We start from the raw sequence: 17,826 nt of genomic DNA on the forward strand, positions 1-17,826 counted from the left end.
CTTATTATTGGGAGTTTTGAGCTTATTTTTAATATTCCTACAGTCTATGTTAACTTATGTTAAGAAATTTTAGGGTTTTTTCTCAGAAAACTGATCGGGAATGAAGAATTGGGTGTTAACCCTTAGATATTAGAGATTAGGCGTTGATCAATAGCCATCTCTAGAAAATATTTTATCCTTTTGTAGTAAGGGCTTCAGCCTTTATTTTCTGAATTGTTGAAGATGTCTAATAACCCACGTTGAAATAAATTTCAACACTAACAGCATAAGTCTGCTAAAGTGACTAAATAATTCATTCACTGTTTACTATCAAAGAATGTCTCTGCCAATCAGTATTTTTCTCACTTCTAACATGGCAGAATAGGTGGGAATAATATACAAAGTATCATTTTTTTGAGTTAATTCTAAGGCTTTATTAATAGCATTTTGTAGAGTTTCTTCTACTATTAAATTCATAGAAGATTGAAGAGTATCAATACTATATTTTAGTCGCAATGCCATGTCATAAACTCGATCGCCACTAACTATAATATTTCCTCCCATTTCTACTAGCTTTTCTGTATCAACATCCCATATCCAAGAAACATCAGTACCATCGGGAATACGATCATTTAATACCATTAAAATTGTACTGGATAAATTAACTTGCCTAATGTCATTTACTGCTCTAATAGTTTCATTCATGCCTACTGGATTTTTAGCTAATAAAATACGAACTTTTTTATCTTTAATTGTCAATTCTTCCGCCCTGCCAAAAGCCGCTTTAAAATTAGTAATAGTATTATTTATAATATCTCTTTCTATACCGATCGTTTCGGCTAATAATCCAGCCGCTAAAGTATTATATTTATTGTAAACTCCGATTAAAATTTGTGACCATTCACTACTATTTACTGCTAATTTACTCTTAGTAAAATCACAACTTGGACAATCATAATCTCCTAAGTGAGAAATATAAACCCCCTGATAATTAAGAGATGTACCACATTTTGGACAATAAATAGAATCCACTGCGTGGGGTATTTCCTCTAAGTATAATGCAGGTTCATTTAAGCCAAAAAATAAAACTTTTTGAGAGAGATTTTGACCTAGATAACAAAGGGTTGGATCATCTCCATTTAAAATAATATAAGTATCTTCATTTAAAGGCTCGATCGCATTTTGCCAACGGTAACTAATACTGTCAACTTCTCCATATCGATCGAGTTGATCTCTAAATAAATTTAATCCTAAAATATGAGTAGGATTGCATTGTTTTAAAGCTAAAGGTAAAACATTTTCATCAACTTCTAAAATAGCATAATCTGCTGTTAATTTTCCCCATAAATTACTGTGCATAATTAAACAAGTAATTAAACCATTAATTAAATTTGCACCAGTAGAATTATGAATAACTTTATAACCGTTATTAACTAATATATCTTTTAATAATAATGAAGTTGTCGTTTTTCCATTTGTACCTACCACAAAAATTAAACCTTTACTTAATTGCTTTGATAAAAGACTTAATAATTTAGGATAAAAACGACTAGCAATTTCACCGGGCAAAACACTAGCAGAGCCCAACTTAAATAACTTAACAAAACCCGTAATTATTTTTGCCGTGGCAACAGCTAATCCTAAACGTAAATTTTCAATAATATTCATTTTAATTATGTTTTATTGTTAGTTTTTTATAAATATAATAAAAAGTGAGTCTTTCTTACTACAGAAAATACATCTTTATAATTTCACATTTAGCTCGGTTTTTTTGTAACTATTGGTATTTCTTGAGATTAAAGTTATTGCCCCTTGTTTTTTCTTATGTTATACATTTATACTTTATTCTCTATATATGCCACTCTACTTAAAAATAATCGATCGAGGATGAAAAATTTTTTAATCCTGTTGTTTCCATACCAAAAAAATGTAAACTAAGAAACAGTCAAATAGTCTGTCTTGATTTTAGTTACTCATTTAAGTAAAAATAGCATACAGATTAATAATTAAAACTAATATTGAAAAAAATATGAACCAAGAAGTATTAAAAAAAGTGCAGGAAATTGTTGTTGAACAATTAGATGTTGATGCTGACAAAGTAACTCCAGAAGCTAATTTTGTTAATGATTTAGATGCTGACTCCCTTGACGTAGTGGAATTAGTTATGGCTTTAGAGGAGGCTTTTGAAATTGAAATTTCTGATGAAGAAGCTGAAAAAATTACTACCGTAGCCGATGCAGTAACCCATATTGAAAGTAAAACTCAAGCGGCGGCTTAAAATTAATTGTACCTTAGATCCAAAGTACAAGATAAGAGGCAGGAGACAGTATATAAAGTTTTGGCGATAAATTTTTAGGTATTAGCAAAAGTGAATATTAAGAAAATAAATGTTAAATAAATAGAACTTTCGCAAAAATAGTTTTTTCGCCCCTAACCCTCAGAATTGTTGGAATCAAGGGGCTGATGCGTAAGTCGTGATAAATCCAATTTTCTTGTTTTTCTTAATCTAATACCTAATACCAAAAACTTTAGTAACAATTCAAGTTCAGAATTTGTTCAGAATTTAACTTATAAAAAATTGGTGATGTCTGTTGTTAACAGCATATATATAATTATTTTTAGAAAACTATGAGTAATGGACAACTAAAAAGAGTTGTAGTTACTGGGTTGGGCGCTATTACCCCGATCGGTAATACAGTAGAAGCCTACTGGCAAGGTTTAAAAGAAGGTCGTAACGGTATCGGTATGATTACTTGTTTTGACACATCGGATCATGCTTGTAAAATTGCAGGAGAAGTTAAAGACTTTGATCCTCTATCATACATGGATCGTAAGGAAGCGAAACGCATGGCAAGATTTTCTCAATTTGCCGTTGCCGCCAGTATTGACGCGCTTAAGGATGCAAACTTAGTGATCAATGATGAAAATGCCGATGATGTGGGTATCGTTATTGGTACTGGGGTTGGTGGGTTAAAAGTGATGGAAGAACAGAACGAAGTATTATTAACTAAAGGACCAGGGCGTGTAACTCCTTTTTTAGTACCGACGATGATCTCGAATATGGCCGCTGGTTTGACGGCCATCCATGTAGGAGCAAAAGGGCCTAATTCTTGTTCTGTAACCGCTTGTGCGGCCGGCTCGAATGGGATTGGGGATGCTTTTCGTCTTATTCAAGGAGGCTATGCTAAAGCCATGATTTGTGGTGGTACAGAAGCGGCGATTACTCCTTTGGCGATGGCAGGCTTTGCTTCTGCTAAGGCTTTGTCCACCCGTAATGATAGTCCAGAAACCGCTAGTCGTCCTTTTGATGTCGATCGAGATGGTTTTGTTATGGGTGAAGGTGCTGGTATTCTTATCTTAGAAGAAAGAGAATATGCGATCGCACGAGGTGCAAAAATTTACGCTGAAATGGTGGGTTATGGTATGACTTGTGATGCTTACCACATGACTTCTCCCGTGCCTGAAGGATTGGGGGCAACCAAAGCTATAGAATTAGCCTTAAAAGACGGTAACTTAACCCCTGATCAAATTAGCTATGTCAATGCTCATGGTACAAGTACTTCTGCAAATGATACTACAGAAACAAAAGCGATTAAACGGGCTTTGGGAGACAACGCCTATAAAATTGTCGTAAGTTCCACAAAATCGATGACAGGGCATCTTTTAGGCGGTTCTGGAGGTATTGAGGCAGTAGCTACGGTATTGGCTATTTATCACGATCGAGTGCCACCTACAATTAACTTACAAAATCCTGATCCTGACTGTGATTTGGACTATGTACCCAACGAAAGTCGTGAGGTTAATGTAGAGGTTGCCTTATCTAATTCCTTCGGTTTTGGTGGGCATAATGTTACTTTAGCATTCAGAAAACACCTTTAATAATTAGGTGTTAGGTGTTAGCTGTTAGGAATTAATGAATTAGGAATTAATATTATAAATCACTTTTAATTGTTAATTGTTCACTATAAATTATCTCTTGAATAACAATCGAAAAGAACTAAAAATTATCTTTATTTATGATTGTGTATATCCTGAATCTTTGGGAGGTATAGAACAAAGAAACTATCAACTAGGCAAATTTTTAGGAGAAAAAGGTCATAAAATAACTTTTACTGGTTGGACAACACAAAAAAATCATCCTCGTTTAAATGATGTAGAAATTATACCTTTACCTTGGGCAGAAAAATTATACAATAATGAGGGACAAAGGACTGGATTAACTTCCCTTAAGTTTTCTCTCGCAATATTAACATTACCTCTTCATAAATTCGATGTTATTTTAACTGATAATATACCTTATATTCATTTATTTTTTCTGACTATTTGGGCAAAAATTATTAGAAAAAAAGTTATTATTACTTGGCATGAATATTGGGGAAAATATTGGTCAATTTATATAAAAAATTGGTCTTGGTTTATATTTTATTTCATTGAATTTTTATCGGCGCAGTTAGGGCAAAAAGTTATATCTGTTAGTGAATTTACTGCACAAAAACTTAAAAAATCAAGGTTAAAATCTGACACGATCGAGATAGTTTATAATGGTATTAATCTTAACTATATTTCTTCTTTAAATTTTGCTAAAAATTCTAATAAACCTCCTTTAATTTATGCGGGAAGATTAATGAAGGAGAAAAGAGTTGATTTATTATTAAAAGCCGTTGCTCTTTTTGTAGAAGACAATAATTATTCAGGGGTTATTTTACAAATTATTGGAGATGGAATAGTCAGACAAGAATTAGAAAATTTAGCACATAAATTAGGCATTTTAGATAAAGTTAAATTTACTGGAAAATTAGATACTATTGAACAAGTATGGCAGGAAATAAGTCAAGCCAAGATAGCTATTCAACCATCTTTAAGGGAAGGTTTCGGTATTTTTCCACTGGAGGCGATCGCATTAGGAACACCTGTTATATATTGTCGTAGTAAAGAAAGTGCGGTGAGTGAGATTGTGAGAGATGGTATAGAAGGAATTGCCGTTGACGGGGAGATAAATGAATTAAGGAATGCGATCGAAAATTTATTATATAATGAATCAGAATTAAAAAGGTTAAGTGACAATGGCAAATTAAGAGCAAAATCTTTTGATTGGGAAAAAATAGCCCATAAATTAGAGCAAATATGCTTTGATTTTTTAGAAAAATAAAAAAGAGATAATGAAAAAAAAGTCTTATTATGAGCAATTAATAGATAGAATATATAGAAAAAAACAAATTATAAAATTTAGTGCTGTTGGTGGTTTATGTTTAACTTTTAATCTGGCTATTTTGTGGATTTTAACAGATTATTTTAAGGTAGAAGATTTAACAGCTACAATCATCGGCTTTTTTCTTTCTAATTTACTTGGTTTTTTGCTTAATAAATACTTCACTTTTAAAGTTACTAACACTAATATTTTCAAAGAAATCTATAAATATTATGCCGTAATGACTTCGAGTTTTATTGCCAATTTAATGCTAATGTTTATTCTAGTAAAAATCTTGCATATATGGGTTATATATGCCAGTTTGATTGTCTCAGTTATTTTTTACGTTTATAACTATTTAATGCACAAAAATTGGAGTTTTAAATAATAGAAAAGTTTGTTGCAATCTCATTGACTTTCTATTTATAGTAAAGTAAGTTGTTAATTTTAGTGATAACATATTTAATGGACTTTTTGGGTGTACAAAATAAAAGATGACAAGCGATAATTTTGCATGGCTACATAGAGGTATTAGTGATATTTTTCCTCATCAACCAGAATCAGATAATATTTGCGATAATTTAGAACAACTTTGCACGAAGATCGATCGACCTTTAAGGGTAAAATTAGGAATTGATCCTACTGGTACAGATTTACATTTAGGTCATAGTATTCCATTTCGTAAATTAAGAGCATTTCAAGATCAAGGACATACTGCTGTTGTTATTATAGGAGATTTTACCGCACAAATAGGTGATCCCACAGGCAAAGATAAGGTGAGAAAACAACTTACCCCTGAAGAAGTTAAACAAAATGCGGAAACTTATTTGAATCAATTACGCCCAATTTTAGATTTTGATACGCCCGATCGACTGGAAATTAGATATAATTCCGAATGGTTATCAAGTCTTAATCTAGCTAAAATTCAAGAGTTGTTAGCCACCATGACAGTACAACAAATGTTAGCAAAAGAAGGTTTTAACAATCGCTACACTCAAGAAACCCCTATTTACCTTCATGAATTTTTGTACCCTCTCATGCAAGGCTATGATTCTGTTGCCGTCAATGCAGATATAGAGTTAGGAGGTACAGATCAAAAATTTAATATTGCCGTTGGTAGAGATTTACAAAAATATTTCGGACAAAAACCCCAATTTGGAGTATTGTTACCTATTTTAATTGGTACAGATGGGGAACAAAAAATGTCTAAATCTCTTAATAATTATGTAGGTTTAAAAGAAGATGCTTTGTCTATGTATTCTAAATTAGAAAAAACTCCTGATGCTTTATTAAGTAATTATTTCGAGTTGTTGACAGATTTATCTTTAAGTGCAATTCCTGAAAATCCTAGAGATGCACAAAAATTATTGGGAGTAGAAGTCATATCACAATATCATGGTAGAGAGGCCGCATTAACAGCACAAAAAACAGCCTTAGAAATTATTAGCAATCAAAATCTAGCGAATGCGGAAGCAGTACCAGAATTTTCTCTTGATAATGTGGAATTTCCCGCCAAATTATTCTATATTCTCAATGTTAGTGGTTTAGTTAATAGTAGTGGCGATGGTAGAAGACAAATTCAAGGTGGTAGTGTTCGATTAGATGGCGATCGAGTTACAGATCCTAATTATACTATTGAATATTCATCGGAATTAACAAATAAAATTTTACAAGTAGGCAAGAAAAAATTTATCAGGCTAACTTGATTAATAATTGATAGTTGACAATTGATCCATTCAAGGTTTAAATCCTCCCCTTTTTAAGGGAAAAAGATCAAAGTTTTACCTTTGACAATTCAATCAAGAGCAAATTCTAGGTTCGAGAGTTTTGTCAACTGCACATTGTACATTGTTTATTGTCCATTGTTAAAAACAACTTTAGGCTTAATTAATTGTCCTTTTTCATCAATTGTTAATTCACTGATGCCGATAAACTCTGAAAGATGATTATAACTTCGATAAAATTGGTTTAAAGTTTCTTCTTCTAAGAGTATTTTTTGTCCTTGATTCCACCGTTTACTTTCTTCTTCTTCCAAATAAATACAAGGTAAATTTTGTAAGGGATTATCGAGATTTATTAAAGTAAAACGATTAGCTTTTTTTGCTTCTATAATATGATCAAAACTATAGCTATTTTCTAAGCTCATACCACAGCTAAGAGTTCTATTTAGAAGGGCTAAAGTTCCACCTAAACCAATTTTTTCTCCTAAGTCTCGTGCGATCGATCTTATGTAAGTACCTCCACCACAAAAAATATGTAAATCTAATTCTGGAAACTCTCCATCCTGCCAATTTAAAACCTCAATATTACTGACTGTTACTTGTCTTTTAGGTACATCTATTATTTCTCCTTTTCTAGCTAATTCATATAGCTTTTTACCATCTTTTTTAATAGCACTATAAGCAGGAGGAAATTGCTCTATTTCTCCGATAAAATCTTTTAAATAAGGTGTTATTTTTTCTAAAGTTAAGTCAAATGCAGAATTTTTACTAATTATATCCCCTTCTAAATCATCTGTTGTGGTAACAATACCAAACCTAATTTTTGCCTGATAAGCCTTGTCTGTGGGTAAAAACTGTAATAAACGGGTAGCTTTACCGATGGCGATCGGTAACACACCTGTAGCTAAAGGATCTAAAGTACCACCATGACCAATTTTTTTTGTATTTAGAATTTTTCTCAATTTGGCAACACAATCATGAGAAGTAAAATTTTGTGGTTTATTAAGGTTAAGAAAACCATCCATTTAATTAATAATTATTTATATTATAAAATACTGAAACTATGGAAATTTAACTATAAATTATTATGGCAAAATTTAATATATATTCTGCTTTAAAAATAATAACTTAGTCCTTTCTTTAGAGTTATATTTATGACTTTTTTTGTTATCTTATAAGTGAGTAATGAAAGACTAATAACAGGATGTTAAATATCATTATCTCGTTTTTTTGAGTATATTTTGTACTCATCAAAATAAGCAATCCGAAGACTATAAAATAATAATAAAATCGTTGCTATAATAATCAGAATAGCCCAAAACCAATGGGGTAAGAATAATTGTTTTGCAATTTGTCCTGTATCCGAAGTCATGTATCGCCCATTAATTACTGCATTATTCATAAATAAATAACCAATTTGATGATAGCAACTAATAATCGCTTGAACTCCTAAAAATTGAATGGCAAAACCTTGTACTTCTTTATCTGTTTTATAACTTAGATAAATAATTCCTAATCCCCAAAGAGTTATCGCTATTATACCAAAGAAAGACCTTACCCATAAAAGTACTGAAATAAGTAAAAAACAACCTAAAAACATTAAAGTATAATGGGCAGTTTTATAGCGACGACTTGAAATAATAAATAGTGAACCTGCGATCGCAGGGCCTAAAAGTCCTCCGGCTGAAACTAATGCTCGTCCGATTCTTCCTAAAAACAAATGTCCTGAATGATAAGCTACTCCAGATCCATTACTAAATAATACTAATTTCTGAAAATTACCTCCTAATAACATGGCAGTAAGTCCATGTCCCATCTCATGAAACCAAGTTGCTAAAATACTGAAAGGATATAGTATGTAATTTCCCCAAGAAAATTGCCATAAAACTATCGTGGTTACTGTTGCCGCTATCAACCACGAAATCCCCATTTTTTCTTTTGAAAAAGTAGTTTGAGGGAGTGAAGAAAGATCTCTATTATTCATTTTCAGTATAAATAAAAATAATCTGAACCATTATTTTCATTGTAACTATATTATTTTTGAGATACACTAACAATAAAAACAAAAAAAGCTAATGAATTAATCGAGGATCGAGTAAAGTGGCTTTATCTGGTTCTCTTTTAAACCAAGGGGCTGTTTTTTTACAAATCTCTACTAACATTAACATAACTGGCACTTCAATTAAAACTCCCACGACTGTAGCTAATGCAACCCCAGAATTTAACCCGAATAACATTACAGCAGTGGCGATCGCCACTTCAAAATGATTACTAGCCCCAATTAATGCCGCAGGTGCAGAATCTTCATAGGATAAATTAAGTTTTAAAGCGATAACATAGCTAATTAAAAAGATAAAATTAGTTTGAATAAATAGAGGAATTGCTATTAATAAAATATGCAAAGGATTATTAACAATTAGTTCTCCTTTAAAAGCAAATAAAAGGATTAAAGTTAATAATAAGGCGGAAATTGCAATGGGAGAAAGATATTGTAGAAATTTTGTGTCAAACCATTTTCTGCCCTTATATTTAAAAATCCAATAACGACTAAAAACAGCACAAATTAAAGGCAATCCCACATAAACTAACACCGACAATACGATCGTTTCCCAAGGTACAATTAAATTATTTACTGATAATAACCATTTACCCAAAGGTGCATATAAAAACAACATAGCGGTACTTTGAAAAATTTTTAATCAAAAACTGCTTGAAATCCTCTCAGATTAAAGCATTTACGTCAACACTATAAAAATAGCTGAAACCCTGGTTATAAAAGGAAAGGCTATCAATCGAAGTAAAGTCTTTGATTAATAAAGGTTTGAAACTAATATTTTGATATTTTTTTGTTTAAGTACCGATAGCAAGAGAATTAACTGCTACCATCACTAAAGTATGTGCTTGATTGCCATAGGAAAGATAACCCCACATTAATACCATTGCCGTACAAGGAGCAATACCTAATAAAATACATCCGGCAATGTAAGAGTTTGCCAAAGTAACTTCAACTCCTCTGATAACTTCTGTTTGAGTCAGTAAGGGAAAAAATAAACCACCTAGAAAAAATTGAGCAAAAATAACCATGGTAAAAGGTTTAATTAACCAATTTACGACTAAAGTTAATAAGACAGGTTTTGGAGTTTGTATCGCTTTCATTGCCTGAGAAAAGTCTATTTTTACCATGATAGGATACATCATAAAAAATAAACAAATTGCGATGGGAATAGAAACGTTATATATACTCATTGCATCAAGAGTTTTGGCGACGGTTGGGAAAATTCGCCCTAAACCAATTCCCAAAATAATACAAGCAACAACCCACAAAGTTAAATATTTTTCAAAGAAACTAAGATTATTACCTGCTTTTACCAAAGAGGGCTTTACTGAATTGTCCATAAATACTAATCAAAAAAAATTGTTTTAATATCTGTCATAACTTAACACATATAATGTTATCACTTTTACTAAAACAATAAAACTTGATTTGAATATCTTACATAAAGTTAGTTGTTAGTTTTTTAAACTCATCTTTCACCTTTTAAGCAGGATATGTTATCTCTTTTTTTGTTAAATTAATGTTTAAATCTGCAAATTTATTCGATAAATTTTCGTTTCTGCGCACTCTAATTAAATAGTAACCTTTATTTTTTATAGCCATTGTATTCTGTTTTAATTCACATAGTTTAAAAAAACTAATAGGTAGGCTACATCGATCGTAAACTGTGATATAAATATCGTAAGTTTTGAGAGTAAATTCATCAACTTCAATGATTAATGATTCTCCTTTATCTAAATAATCATAAAAAAATTCAGTATCCGTTGCACCTACGGGCAAAAATTCATTTTTAACAAAAGATTCAGATAAATATTTTCTATATTTAAAAATTGTATAAATATAATAATGAATGGCTAAAAAGTAAAAATTTTTACGGTTAATTAAAGTTTCATAAAATCTATTACTATCTTTAGGTATTTCTTGTTCAAAAGTAATAGTTTCTCCATCAATTTTAACTGCTGGTAAAATTAGTCGATCGAAATAGTTATAATATCTTAAACCAATAGTATATTTACCTTTTTTGAGGTTAATAGAATGCCAATCTTCTTCTTTATTAACTTGATTAGATTCAATAGTTGTTATAGTTTGATAATCAGGAAAATTATAAAAAATAGCAATCCATGATTCACAGGAATTATTTCCAGATTTTAAGTCGATACTTAAAGAATTATTAACAGAAAAAGGGCCTAATGTACCAATAATGGCATGAGTATTCCAACGGGGAGCTTTTGTCATTAATACTCCTAAATTAAGACTAGATGCGACTAAATCATTATCAATAACCCGCCATTGTTTTGATTTTTTCTTGTTAAAAATTAAATATAAAGTATATAAATTTCCTATAAAAAGTTTATTAATTTTAGCAAAAATAAAAGATAAAAAAGCTAAAAGAATATCTAAAGTGAAAAAAAGATTAGCAGTATTCACAATTTTAAATTAATCTTAAAATAAGAGTGGATAAATTTTGTTGTTATGTATCTCTAAATTTGATGAAAAACTATTTTTATTTCATAATACCTTTCTTTAATAATATTAGAAAGCTTTTAAATAGAATTTGGTGAAATCATTTCAAGATTTTCAAGACTAACACTATTAATTTATTCATTGCCTAATTTCCCTATAATATGATGAAGTTGTTTAAGATTTGAAATATAAAGACTTTCTGAATTCAAATCAATATTAATTAAATTCTTATGTTCTAATTTATATATTATTTGAGTACATTCTTCTAAGTTTAATTGAGCTAAATCTGCTAAATTTTGGATAGGAAAATTATAAAGTTTTACCCCTTTTTCTGTTATTTGTCCATATTTATCAGCTAAAGAAATTAAAATTGTAGCGAGTTTTACTTTTCCTGTTTGACGATAAAACTGACAATATTTTTGATATTCTGTTACTCGACTTACCATTAATTTTAAAAAACGGTTTTGTATTTGAGAATCTCTAAATAATATTTGAATAAATCTCTGGGCAGATACTTTTAAAACTTCCACATCAGAAATAGCAACAACTCTGCTATTATGATTTATACCATCTAAAACACCCGCTTCTCCTACACAGCCACCTTTTCCGATAATTTCTACTGTAATAATTTCTTGAGAATAAATATTTTCTAATTTTATCCATCCCGACACAATGAAATAAACTGCTTTTCCCCAACTATCTTCTGCAATAATGACTTCTTCCGAATCATAACTATCTCTTTCTGCCATAGACAAAAGCCATTCTATGGTTTCCGTATTCAAATTATGAAATAACGAAAAAAGTTCGCTAATTTCTTGTGTCTCCATGAAAAGTTAATAATACCTAGTTTTTAAGATTTTCTGCATTCTACTAGATTTTTGCTATGAACATTCAACAATTTATTATATGTTTCATTATTTTTTTAATAAGCAAACCAATCCCTTTAGAAGTTTCTAATTTTGATCTTCAATTAAAGGATTTTTTTGTAATTGTTAATTAACCATAAGAATTATTAAAAATATTAAGTTTTCATTATAATCCCTTTACTTTAATCTTTAAAAATGTAAAAATGGATACAGAAAATAAAAAAATATTTATTCTAAAAGTGTCTTACTAAAAAAAGTGTCGTCGTATATAAACTTATTTTTTTTGGAAGTTAATAATATGAAAATGAAATATCGTAGCAATCAATATCAATCAGAAACATCTTTATTGGAGATGAAAGAGAGTGATATTATCGGTAAATATAGAGGTTGTCAATGGAATTATAAATTACCCAGACATATTCCTCAATTACGTCCAAAATTGGGTTTGAATTACCGTGGCGTTAGTTATAGTACTTGTCCCAATGCACTTCCTATTATGAGTGGTGAAAATTTAGTAACCACGATCGAGAACTATTCCAATACTTCTTCAAAAGTGTATCACTATAAATTAGAAGACGTACATTTACAAAACTTGAGACGAAATTTAGAAAGAAGAATGAAAGTTGCAGAAGAAAATCATAATGATTATTTGCTACAGATGTTAAGAAAAGAGTCTCAGGAATTAGCCATGAGTAACTAAATGATAAAATAAAAAGACAACCAGGAAAGAAAAACTAAATTATCTTATAAATTCTTCCTCTGGTTGTTATAATTATTTTTTAAAGAGGCCCTAAACCAACTTTAGGAGCATAAATAGCTCGATCGCCTAATTCGTGTTCAATACGCAATAAACGATTATACTTAGCGACTCTTTCACTACGACACAGAGAACCAGTTTTAATTTGTCCTGCACGGGTAGCAACGGCTAAATCAGCGATCGTCGTGTCTTCAGTTTCTCCTGAACGATGACTAATAACCGATCGATAACCTTTACGAGTAGCTAGTTCAATAGTTTGCATCGTTTCGGTTAAAGTACCGATTTGATTAAGTTTAATGAGGATAGAATTAGCAATTCCTAAATCAATACCCTTTTGCAAACGGGTAATATTTGTCACGAATAAATCATCACCGACTAACTGAATTTTAGAACCAAGTTTATCAGTAAGTAATTTCCAACTATCCCAATCATCCTCATGTAAACCATCTTCAATGGAAATAATCGGATATTTACCGACTAATTCTTCCAAATAATTAATAAATTCCATGGGAGAATGAGCTGAACCATCATAAATATATTGTCCTTCCCTATAAAACTCACTAGCGGCAACATCCATCGCTAAAGCAACTTCCTCACCCGGTTTATATCCTGCTGATTCGATCGCTTGAATTAACAAATCTAAAGCCTCTTGATTAGAACCTAAATTGGGTGCATATCCCCCTTCATCTCCAACCCCAGAAAGTAAATTTTTCTCCTTTAGAACTTTACTTAAACAAGCAAAAATCTCCGCCCCCCAACGTAATGCCTCAGAAAAAGTCTCCGCACCCACAGGCATAATCATAAATTCTTGAAAATCTACGTTATTATCTGCATGAGAACCGCCATTAAGCACATTCATCATCGGTACAGGTAAGACGTTAGATAAAGGACCACCTAAGTAACGATATAAAGGAATACCTAACTCTCCAGCTACCGCCTTGGCATTGGCTAAAGATACGGCCAAAATAGCATTAGCACCTAAATTTTTTTTATTAGGAGAACCATCAAGGTTAATCATCGCAGTATCAACACCCACTTGATCAAAAGCATCGAGATCAAGTAATGCAGGTTCAATTTTGTCAAGGATATTATCAACCGCTTTTAGCACTCCCTTACCACCGTATCTTTTGGGATCATCATCTCGCAATTCATGAGCCTCAAAACTACCTGTGGAAGCACCACTAGGTACTTGGGCTAAACCAACAGCACCACTGGATAAGCGAACTTCTGCCTCTACTGTGGGTTTCCCACGAGAATCTAAAATTTCTCTAGCCGTAATTTCTTCAATCAATATCGGTTCTTGTTCTAACATTTCACCAACCTATATAATACGTAATCCATTATTGAATAAAATCTACCCCAATGATACTCTTAGAACTGTCAAAAATAATTAAGATTTGTTCTTTATTTTGACTAAATTCAACATCTAAAAATACTACGTCAGTATCGTCACTTTTTGAACCATTTCTAACACTCGTATTAGTAATTCGTTTAAATTCACCTTTACTTCGAGTAAAATTTTCCCATGCAGTTTGTAATTGCTCCGCAAAAATTCTTTCCTTTAAAAAAGGATGTAAGCGTATTCTTGCTTTGGCATAATCTCCACTACCTAAAGAATTGATGAAGTTTTGCGAAATCTCGTCGATCGTTAAAGAAGTTGGAATATCTACCCCAATTACTTCTGCATCGTCATTGAAAATGATAATCCAATCTTGAGTAACTTTCTCGAAGTTAATGGTAAAAACAGCTAAATCACTACCGGGAGTGAAGACAATTTTAGTATCTTCTATGTTTTTAAAACTACCATTTCTTTTTTGTGTATTGTCCCACACTTGTTTAATAAAATCCGGAGAGATTTCTTTTTGTAATTGAGGACTAAATAATTCTGAGAGACTATCAAATTTTTCACCAAAAAACAAATCAATAATTTTTTTGCCCTTTGCCTCAAGAGTTGCAGAGTTTTCTTGATTATTGGCTTGAGAAATTAATATTTGATTATCTGATTTCTCGGCATAACTCGAAGATTGATAGGCTATCCCTCCTAAAAAGAGAGATAAACAACTAACACTAATAAATCTACTGATTTTCATGAAAACAAGTTGTTAAATAAGTTAATTCGGGTTGTTTAAATAACATCCCACACTGAATTTTAACCCTTCTTTGTTCCCATTTACTAAAAATTATGATACCCTCACTTTCGATATAAATAGTAATTTATTTTGAATAAATAGTAATTTATTTTGACCCCATACCATCAAATCAAATATTGTGATAAGATTCTTATTGTATCAACAATAAATATATAAAAACATAGCAATAACCATTAAATGGCGGGAGGCGGATTTGAACCACCGACCTTCGGGTTATGAGCCCGACGAGCTACCTGGCTGCTCTATCCCGCGATACTTTTACTATAATAACTATAATTTTTGTATTGTGCAACCTGGTTTTTGATGTAAATTAGTAATAAGTATAGTTTTCGCAGAATGGATACGAGCGATCGTGAAACTGCACTGCGTGATCGCATTTTGGCAAAAAGAAGACTTCCCAGATGATACTTCTATTTAGATGATTAAAACATATATCAAGAGTGAATACGTTATAACTTCATTGTACATAACCAGCTTGGAGTAGGGCTTGATCACGAATGCGACAAGAATCACAGATTCCACAAGGGATTTCGTCTCCTTGATAACATGACCATGTTTCATCGATCGGTACACCTAACTTGATCGCTTTTTTAACAATCTCGACTTTTGAGAGGGTTACAAGAGGTGCAATTAATTGAGGGGGATTTCCTTCAATACCAACTTTTGATGAGAGGTTAGCCAGTTGTTGAAAGGCTTGTAAATATTCGGGGCGACAATCAGGATAACCAGAATAATCAACTGCATTAATGCCTAAATAAATGGCTTCAGCTTGAGTTGCTTCTGCTAGGGAAAGAGCGATCGCAATAAAAACAGTATTTCTACCGGGTACATAAGTTGAGGGAATTTCATCAGGTTTCAAGCCATCTTGAGGAATGGATAAATTATCATCAGTTAAAGAGGATCCGCCCCATAAAGAGAGGTTTACATCAATGATATAATGTTTTTCGATACCTAGTTTTGGGGCTAATTTTTGGGCAATTTCTAATTCTTTTGCGTGTCTTTGTCCATAACGAAATGATAAGGCAATTGTCTCATATCCTTCTTTTTTTGCGATCGCAGCACTGGTAGCAGAATCTAACCCTCCTGATAACAAAACAATAGCTTTTTTGGACATGATAAAACTCTTTAGGATTGATATGATATATTGACAATAATATTTTTTGCGTCTTTGCGTCTTTGCGAGAGATTTTTTCCCACAGTGATTTAGCTACAACGAAAAATAATTATATCAATTCTTAATCAACCTAATTTGTCAAATATGAATGTTTCTCATTCCCAAAAATTCGTGAAAGAAAAAACTGACTTAATTCCTTGTACCCCTCATATCATTGAAAAAGAACTAATTGATACTTGTAAAACTCAAATTTTGAGTAATGATAAAGCACAGAGAATGGCAGAATTTTTCAGCTTATTGGGAGATTCTAACCGTTTGAGGATTCTTTCTATATTAGCTCAACAGGAATTATGTGTTTGTGATTTGGCGGCAAGTTTAGACATGAGTGAATCGGCTGTTTCTCATCAGTTAAGAACATTAAAAGTAATGCGTCTAGTAGCTTATCAAAAAATAGGAAGAAAAGTTTATTATCGTCTTTTAGATCATCATGTTTTAGAATTATATCGATCGGTTGCTGAACATTTAGACGAAAGTGAAGATAATTGAAAATTAATTAGAAGTTGAATTCTAAACCGGTGAATATTATTTGGTTAGCTTGTATCTTAGACTACTTTATCGGTGATCCTTGGGGTTGGATTCATCCTGTACAAGTAATGGGATGGATTATTCAAGGTTATCATCAATTTATAGTCGATCGAGTGGAAAATAAACAGTGGCGAAAGATAGCAGGAGTTCTTTTAGGATTAGGATTAATAATTGGTAGCGGTGGAGTAACGTGGTTATTAATAGCAGTTGCTACCAAGATTAATTATTATGGTGGAATTGTTGTACAAGTAATTTTATTAGCTAGTTGTTTTGCCGGAAAAAGTTTGCGTCAAGCGGCGGAAGATGTGCTGTTTTATGTAAAACAAGATGATTTATCTCAAGCTCGTTATCGTCTTAGTTTTTATGTGGGTAGAGATACGCATAATTTATCTAAAGATGAAATTTTACGAGCAGTTTTAGAGACTGTGGCAGAAAATAGTGTTGACGGTGTTACAGCACCTTTATTTTATGCTTTGTTGGGGGTATTTTTTCCTGTTATTGGTTGTGTTCCTTTTGCAATCGGCTATAAAGCAGTAAGCACATTGGATTCGATGATCGGCTATAAAAAAGAGCCATTTATTGATATAGGTTGGTTTAGTGCAAAATTAGAAGATATTTTGACATGGTTGCCGTGCCGTCTCACGGTATTAACTTTGGGAGTTTTATCCGGTAAACCAATTCAACATATTACAGAATGCAAAAAATATGCTTACAAGGATCCTAGTCCCAATTCAGGATGGAGTGAAGCTATTTATGCGGTGATTTTAAGAGTGCAACTAGGAGGAGAAAATACTTATAAAGGAGAAAAGAAATATAAACCCTTGTTAGGAAAATCTGAAAAACAAATTGATATAAACTCGATCGAAAAAGCCTTATCCTTAACAAGAAATTGTTTTTTCTTATGGTTATCTGTGATCACCCTGATTAAAAAATTTTTGGTTTAGGTA

Annotated in this window: 16 protein-coding genes, 1 tRNA gene and 2 pseudogenes; 8 read left to right on the forward strand and 11 right to left on the reverse strand. The window is 31.7% G+C overall.

Annotated elements, in window-relative coordinates:
* Nucleotides 1-309 precede the first annotated feature (309 nt).
* The gene (locus tag GM3709_RS12345) at nucleotides 310-1,647 is read right to left on the reverse strand and encodes a Mur ligase family protein (RefSeq protein WP_066119755.1); all 1,338 of its coding nucleotides are present in this window, start codon (nucleotides 1,645-1,647) and stop codon (nucleotides 310-312) included.
* Between the two features lie 361 nt (nucleotides 1,648-2,008).
* Between GM3709_RS12345 and acpP the strand changes: the two genes are divergently transcribed.
* The 5 genes from acpP to tyrS all read left to right on the forward strand — a co-directional run bounded on the left by acpP (nucleotide 2,009) and on the right by tyrS (nucleotide 6,873).
* Nucleotides 2,009-2,257: an acyl carrier protein gene (gene acpP / locus GM3709_RS12350; RefSeq protein ID WP_066119757.1), complete on the forward strand. Its 249-nt coding sequence runs from the start codon at nucleotides 2,009-2,011 to the stop codon at nucleotides 2,255-2,257.
* A 350-nt stretch (nucleotides 2,258-2,607) separates the two neighbouring features.
* Nucleotides 2,608-3,858, forward strand: coding sequence for a beta-ketoacyl-ACP synthase II (gene fabF, locus GM3709_RS12355; RefSeq protein ID WP_066119759.1), 1,251 nt, complete (start codon nucleotides 2,608-2,610; stop codon nucleotides 3,856-3,858).
* A gap of 97 nt (nucleotides 3,859-3,955) precedes the next feature.
* Nucleotides 3,956-5,128 (forward strand): glycosyltransferase family 4 protein, encoded by a 1,173-nt coding sequence (locus tag GM3709_RS12360; protein ID WP_066119761.1) that lies wholly within the window; start codon nucleotides 3,956-3,958, stop codon nucleotides 5,126-5,128.
* A 10-nt stretch (nucleotides 5,129-5,138) separates the two neighbouring features.
* Complete coding sequence (locus GM3709_RS12365) at nucleotides 5,139-5,555, forward strand: GtrA family protein (protein WP_066119763.1); 417 nt, start codon at nucleotides 5,139-5,141, stop codon at nucleotides 5,553-5,555.
* A gap of 106 nt (nucleotides 5,556-5,661) precedes the next feature.
* Complete coding sequence (gene tyrS, locus GM3709_RS12370; protein WP_066119764.1) at nucleotides 5,662-6,873, forward strand: tyrosine--tRNA ligase; 1,212 nt, start codon at nucleotides 5,662-5,664, stop codon at nucleotides 6,871-6,873.
* Between the two features lie 146 nt (nucleotides 6,874-7,019).
* Here the strand turns inward: tyrS and truB are convergent, their stop codons facing one another.
* The 6 genes and pseudogenes from truB to GM3709_RS12400 all read right to left on the reverse strand — a co-directional run bounded on the left by truB (nucleotide 7,020) and on the right by GM3709_RS12400 (nucleotide 12,234).
* Nucleotides 7,020-7,913, reverse strand: a complete 894-nt coding sequence (gene truB, locus GM3709_RS12375; protein WP_066119765.1) for a tRNA pseudouridine(55) synthase TruB — start codon at nucleotides 7,911-7,913, stop codon at nucleotides 7,020-7,022.
* 182 nt (nucleotides 7,914-8,095) lie between these two features.
* Complete coding sequence (locus GM3709_RS12380; RefSeq protein ID WP_066119767.1) at nucleotides 8,096-8,872, reverse strand: M50 family metallopeptidase; 777 nt, start codon at nucleotides 8,870-8,872, stop codon at nucleotides 8,096-8,098.
* 88 nt (nucleotides 8,873-8,960) lie between these two features.
* Nucleotides 8,961-9,566: pseudogene (locus tag GM3709_RS12385) on the reverse strand (arsenic resistance protein); the annotation flags it as partial.
* Nucleotides 9,567-9,753: 187 nt separating this feature from the next.
* Nucleotides 9,754-10,284, reverse strand: a pseudogene (locus GM3709_RS12390) (arsenic resistance protein); the annotation flags it as partial.
* Between the two features lie 142 nt (nucleotides 10,285-10,426).
* Nucleotides 10,427-11,371, reverse strand: coding sequence for a DUF6208 family protein (locus GM3709_RS12395; RefSeq protein WP_066119769.1), 945 nt, complete (start codon nucleotides 11,369-11,371; stop codon nucleotides 10,427-10,429).
* Between the two features lie 170 nt (nucleotides 11,372-11,541).
* Nucleotides 11,542-12,234 carry a Crp/Fnr family transcriptional regulator gene (locus tag GM3709_RS12400; protein ID WP_066119771.1) on the reverse strand — a complete coding sequence of 231 codons (693 nt, stop codon included), beginning with the start codon at nucleotides 12,232-12,234 and terminating at the stop codon, nucleotides 11,542-11,544.
* Between the two features lie 343 nt (nucleotides 12,235-12,577).
* Between GM3709_RS12400 and GM3709_RS12405 the strand changes: the two genes are divergently transcribed.
* Nucleotides 12,578-12,973: a DUF4278 domain-containing protein gene (locus tag GM3709_RS12405; RefSeq protein WP_231937559.1), complete on the forward strand. Its 396-nt coding sequence runs from the start codon at nucleotides 12,578-12,580 to the stop codon at nucleotides 12,971-12,973.
* Nucleotides 12,974-13,052: 79 nt separating this feature from the next.
* Here the strand turns inward: GM3709_RS12405 and eno are convergent, their stop codons facing one another.
* The 4 genes from eno to queC form a co-directional block, all read right to left on the reverse strand.
* On the reverse strand, nucleotides 13,053-14,342 hold the full coding sequence (gene eno, locus GM3709_RS12410; RefSeq protein WP_066119775.1) for a phosphopyruvate hydratase: 1,290 nt from the start codon (nucleotides 14,340-14,342) through the stop codon (nucleotides 13,053-13,055).
* Between the two features lie 28 nt (nucleotides 14,343-14,370).
* Nucleotides 14,371-15,120, reverse strand: a complete 750-nt coding sequence (locus tag GM3709_RS12415) for a DUF3887 domain-containing protein (protein WP_066119777.1) — start codon at nucleotides 15,118-15,120, stop codon at nucleotides 14,371-14,373.
* A 238-nt stretch (nucleotides 15,121-15,358) separates the two neighbouring features.
* Nucleotides 15,359-15,432, reverse strand: a tRNA-Met gene (locus tag GM3709_RS12420).
* Nucleotides 15,433-15,637: 205 nt separating this feature from the next.
* Entirely contained in the window at nucleotides 15,638-16,312 is a 675-nt protein-coding gene (gene queC / locus GM3709_RS12425) for a 7-cyano-7-deazaguanine synthase QueC (protein ID WP_255359698.1), read from the reverse strand.
* Between the two features lie 126 nt (nucleotides 16,313-16,438).
* On the opposite strand from queC, the gene GM3709_RS12430 reads away from it, so the two are divergent.
* Together GM3709_RS12430 and cbiB are read left to right on the forward strand one after the other, a co-directional pair.
* Nucleotides 16,439-16,840: a helix-turn-helix transcriptional regulator gene (locus tag GM3709_RS12430; protein ID WP_066119780.1), complete on the forward strand. Its 402-nt coding sequence runs from the start codon at nucleotides 16,439-16,441 to the stop codon at nucleotides 16,838-16,840.
* Between the two features lie 29 nt (nucleotides 16,841-16,869).
* Nucleotides 16,870-17,823: an adenosylcobinamide-phosphate synthase CbiB gene (gene cbiB, locus GM3709_RS12435; RefSeq protein WP_082713068.1), complete on the forward strand. Its 954-nt coding sequence runs from the start codon at nucleotides 16,870-16,872 to the stop codon at nucleotides 17,821-17,823.
* The last annotated feature ends 3 nt before the right edge of the window (nucleotides 17,824-17,826 follow it).

It is taken from the genome of Geminocystis sp. NIES-3709 (assembly GCF_001548115.1).
GTDB lineage: Bacteria > Cyanobacteriota > Cyanobacteriia > Cyanobacteriales > Cyanobacteriaceae > Geminocystis.

What these genes read in the sequence shown, in the direction of transcription:
- GM3709_RS12345 (WP_066119755.1), bottom strand. Translation starts at nt 1,647, where the DNA reads ATGAATATTATTGAAAATTTACGTTTAGGATTAGCTGTTGCCACGGCA.
- acpP (WP_066119757.1), top strand. Translation starts at nt 2,009, where the DNA reads ATGAACCAAGAAGTATTAAAAAAAGTGCAGGAAATTGTTGTTGAACAA.
- fabF (WP_066119759.1), top strand. Translation starts at nt 2,608, where the DNA reads ATGAGTAATGGACAACTAAAAAGAGTTGTAGTTACTGGGTTGGGCGCT.
- GM3709_RS12365 (WP_066119763.1), top strand. Translation starts at nt 5,139, where the DNA reads ATGAAAAAAAAGTCTTATTATGAGCAATTAATAGATAGAATATATAGA.
- tyrS (WP_066119764.1), top strand. Translation starts at nt 5,662, where the DNA reads ATGACAAGCGATAATTTTGCATGGCTACATAGAGGTATTAGTGATATT.
- truB (WP_066119765.1), bottom strand. Translation starts at nt 7,913, where the DNA reads ATGGATGGTTTTCTTAACCTTAATAAACCACAAAATTTTACTTCTCAT.
- GM3709_RS12380 (WP_066119767.1), bottom strand. Translation starts at nt 8,872, where the DNA reads ATGAATAATAGAGATCTTTCTTCACTCCCTCAAACTACTTTTTCAAAA.
- GM3709_RS12400 (WP_066119771.1), bottom strand. Translation starts at nt 12,234, where the DNA reads ATGGAGACACAAGAAATTAGCGAACTTTTTTCGTTATTTCATAATTTG.
- GM3709_RS12405 (WP_231937559.1), top strand. Translation starts at nt 12,578, where the DNA reads ATGAAATATCGTAGCAATCAATATCAATCAGAAACATCTTTATTGGAG.
- eno (WP_066119775.1), bottom strand. Translation starts at nt 14,342, where the DNA reads ATGTTAGAACAAGAACCGATATTGATTGAAGAAATTACGGCTAGAGAA.
- GM3709_RS12415 (WP_066119777.1), bottom strand. Translation starts at nt 15,120, where the DNA reads ATGAAAATCAGTAGATTTATTAGTGTTAGTTGTTTATCTCTCTTTTTA.
- GM3709_RS12430 (WP_066119780.1), top strand. Translation starts at nt 16,439, where the DNA reads ATGAATGTTTCTCATTCCCAAAAATTCGTGAAAGAAAAAACTGACTTA.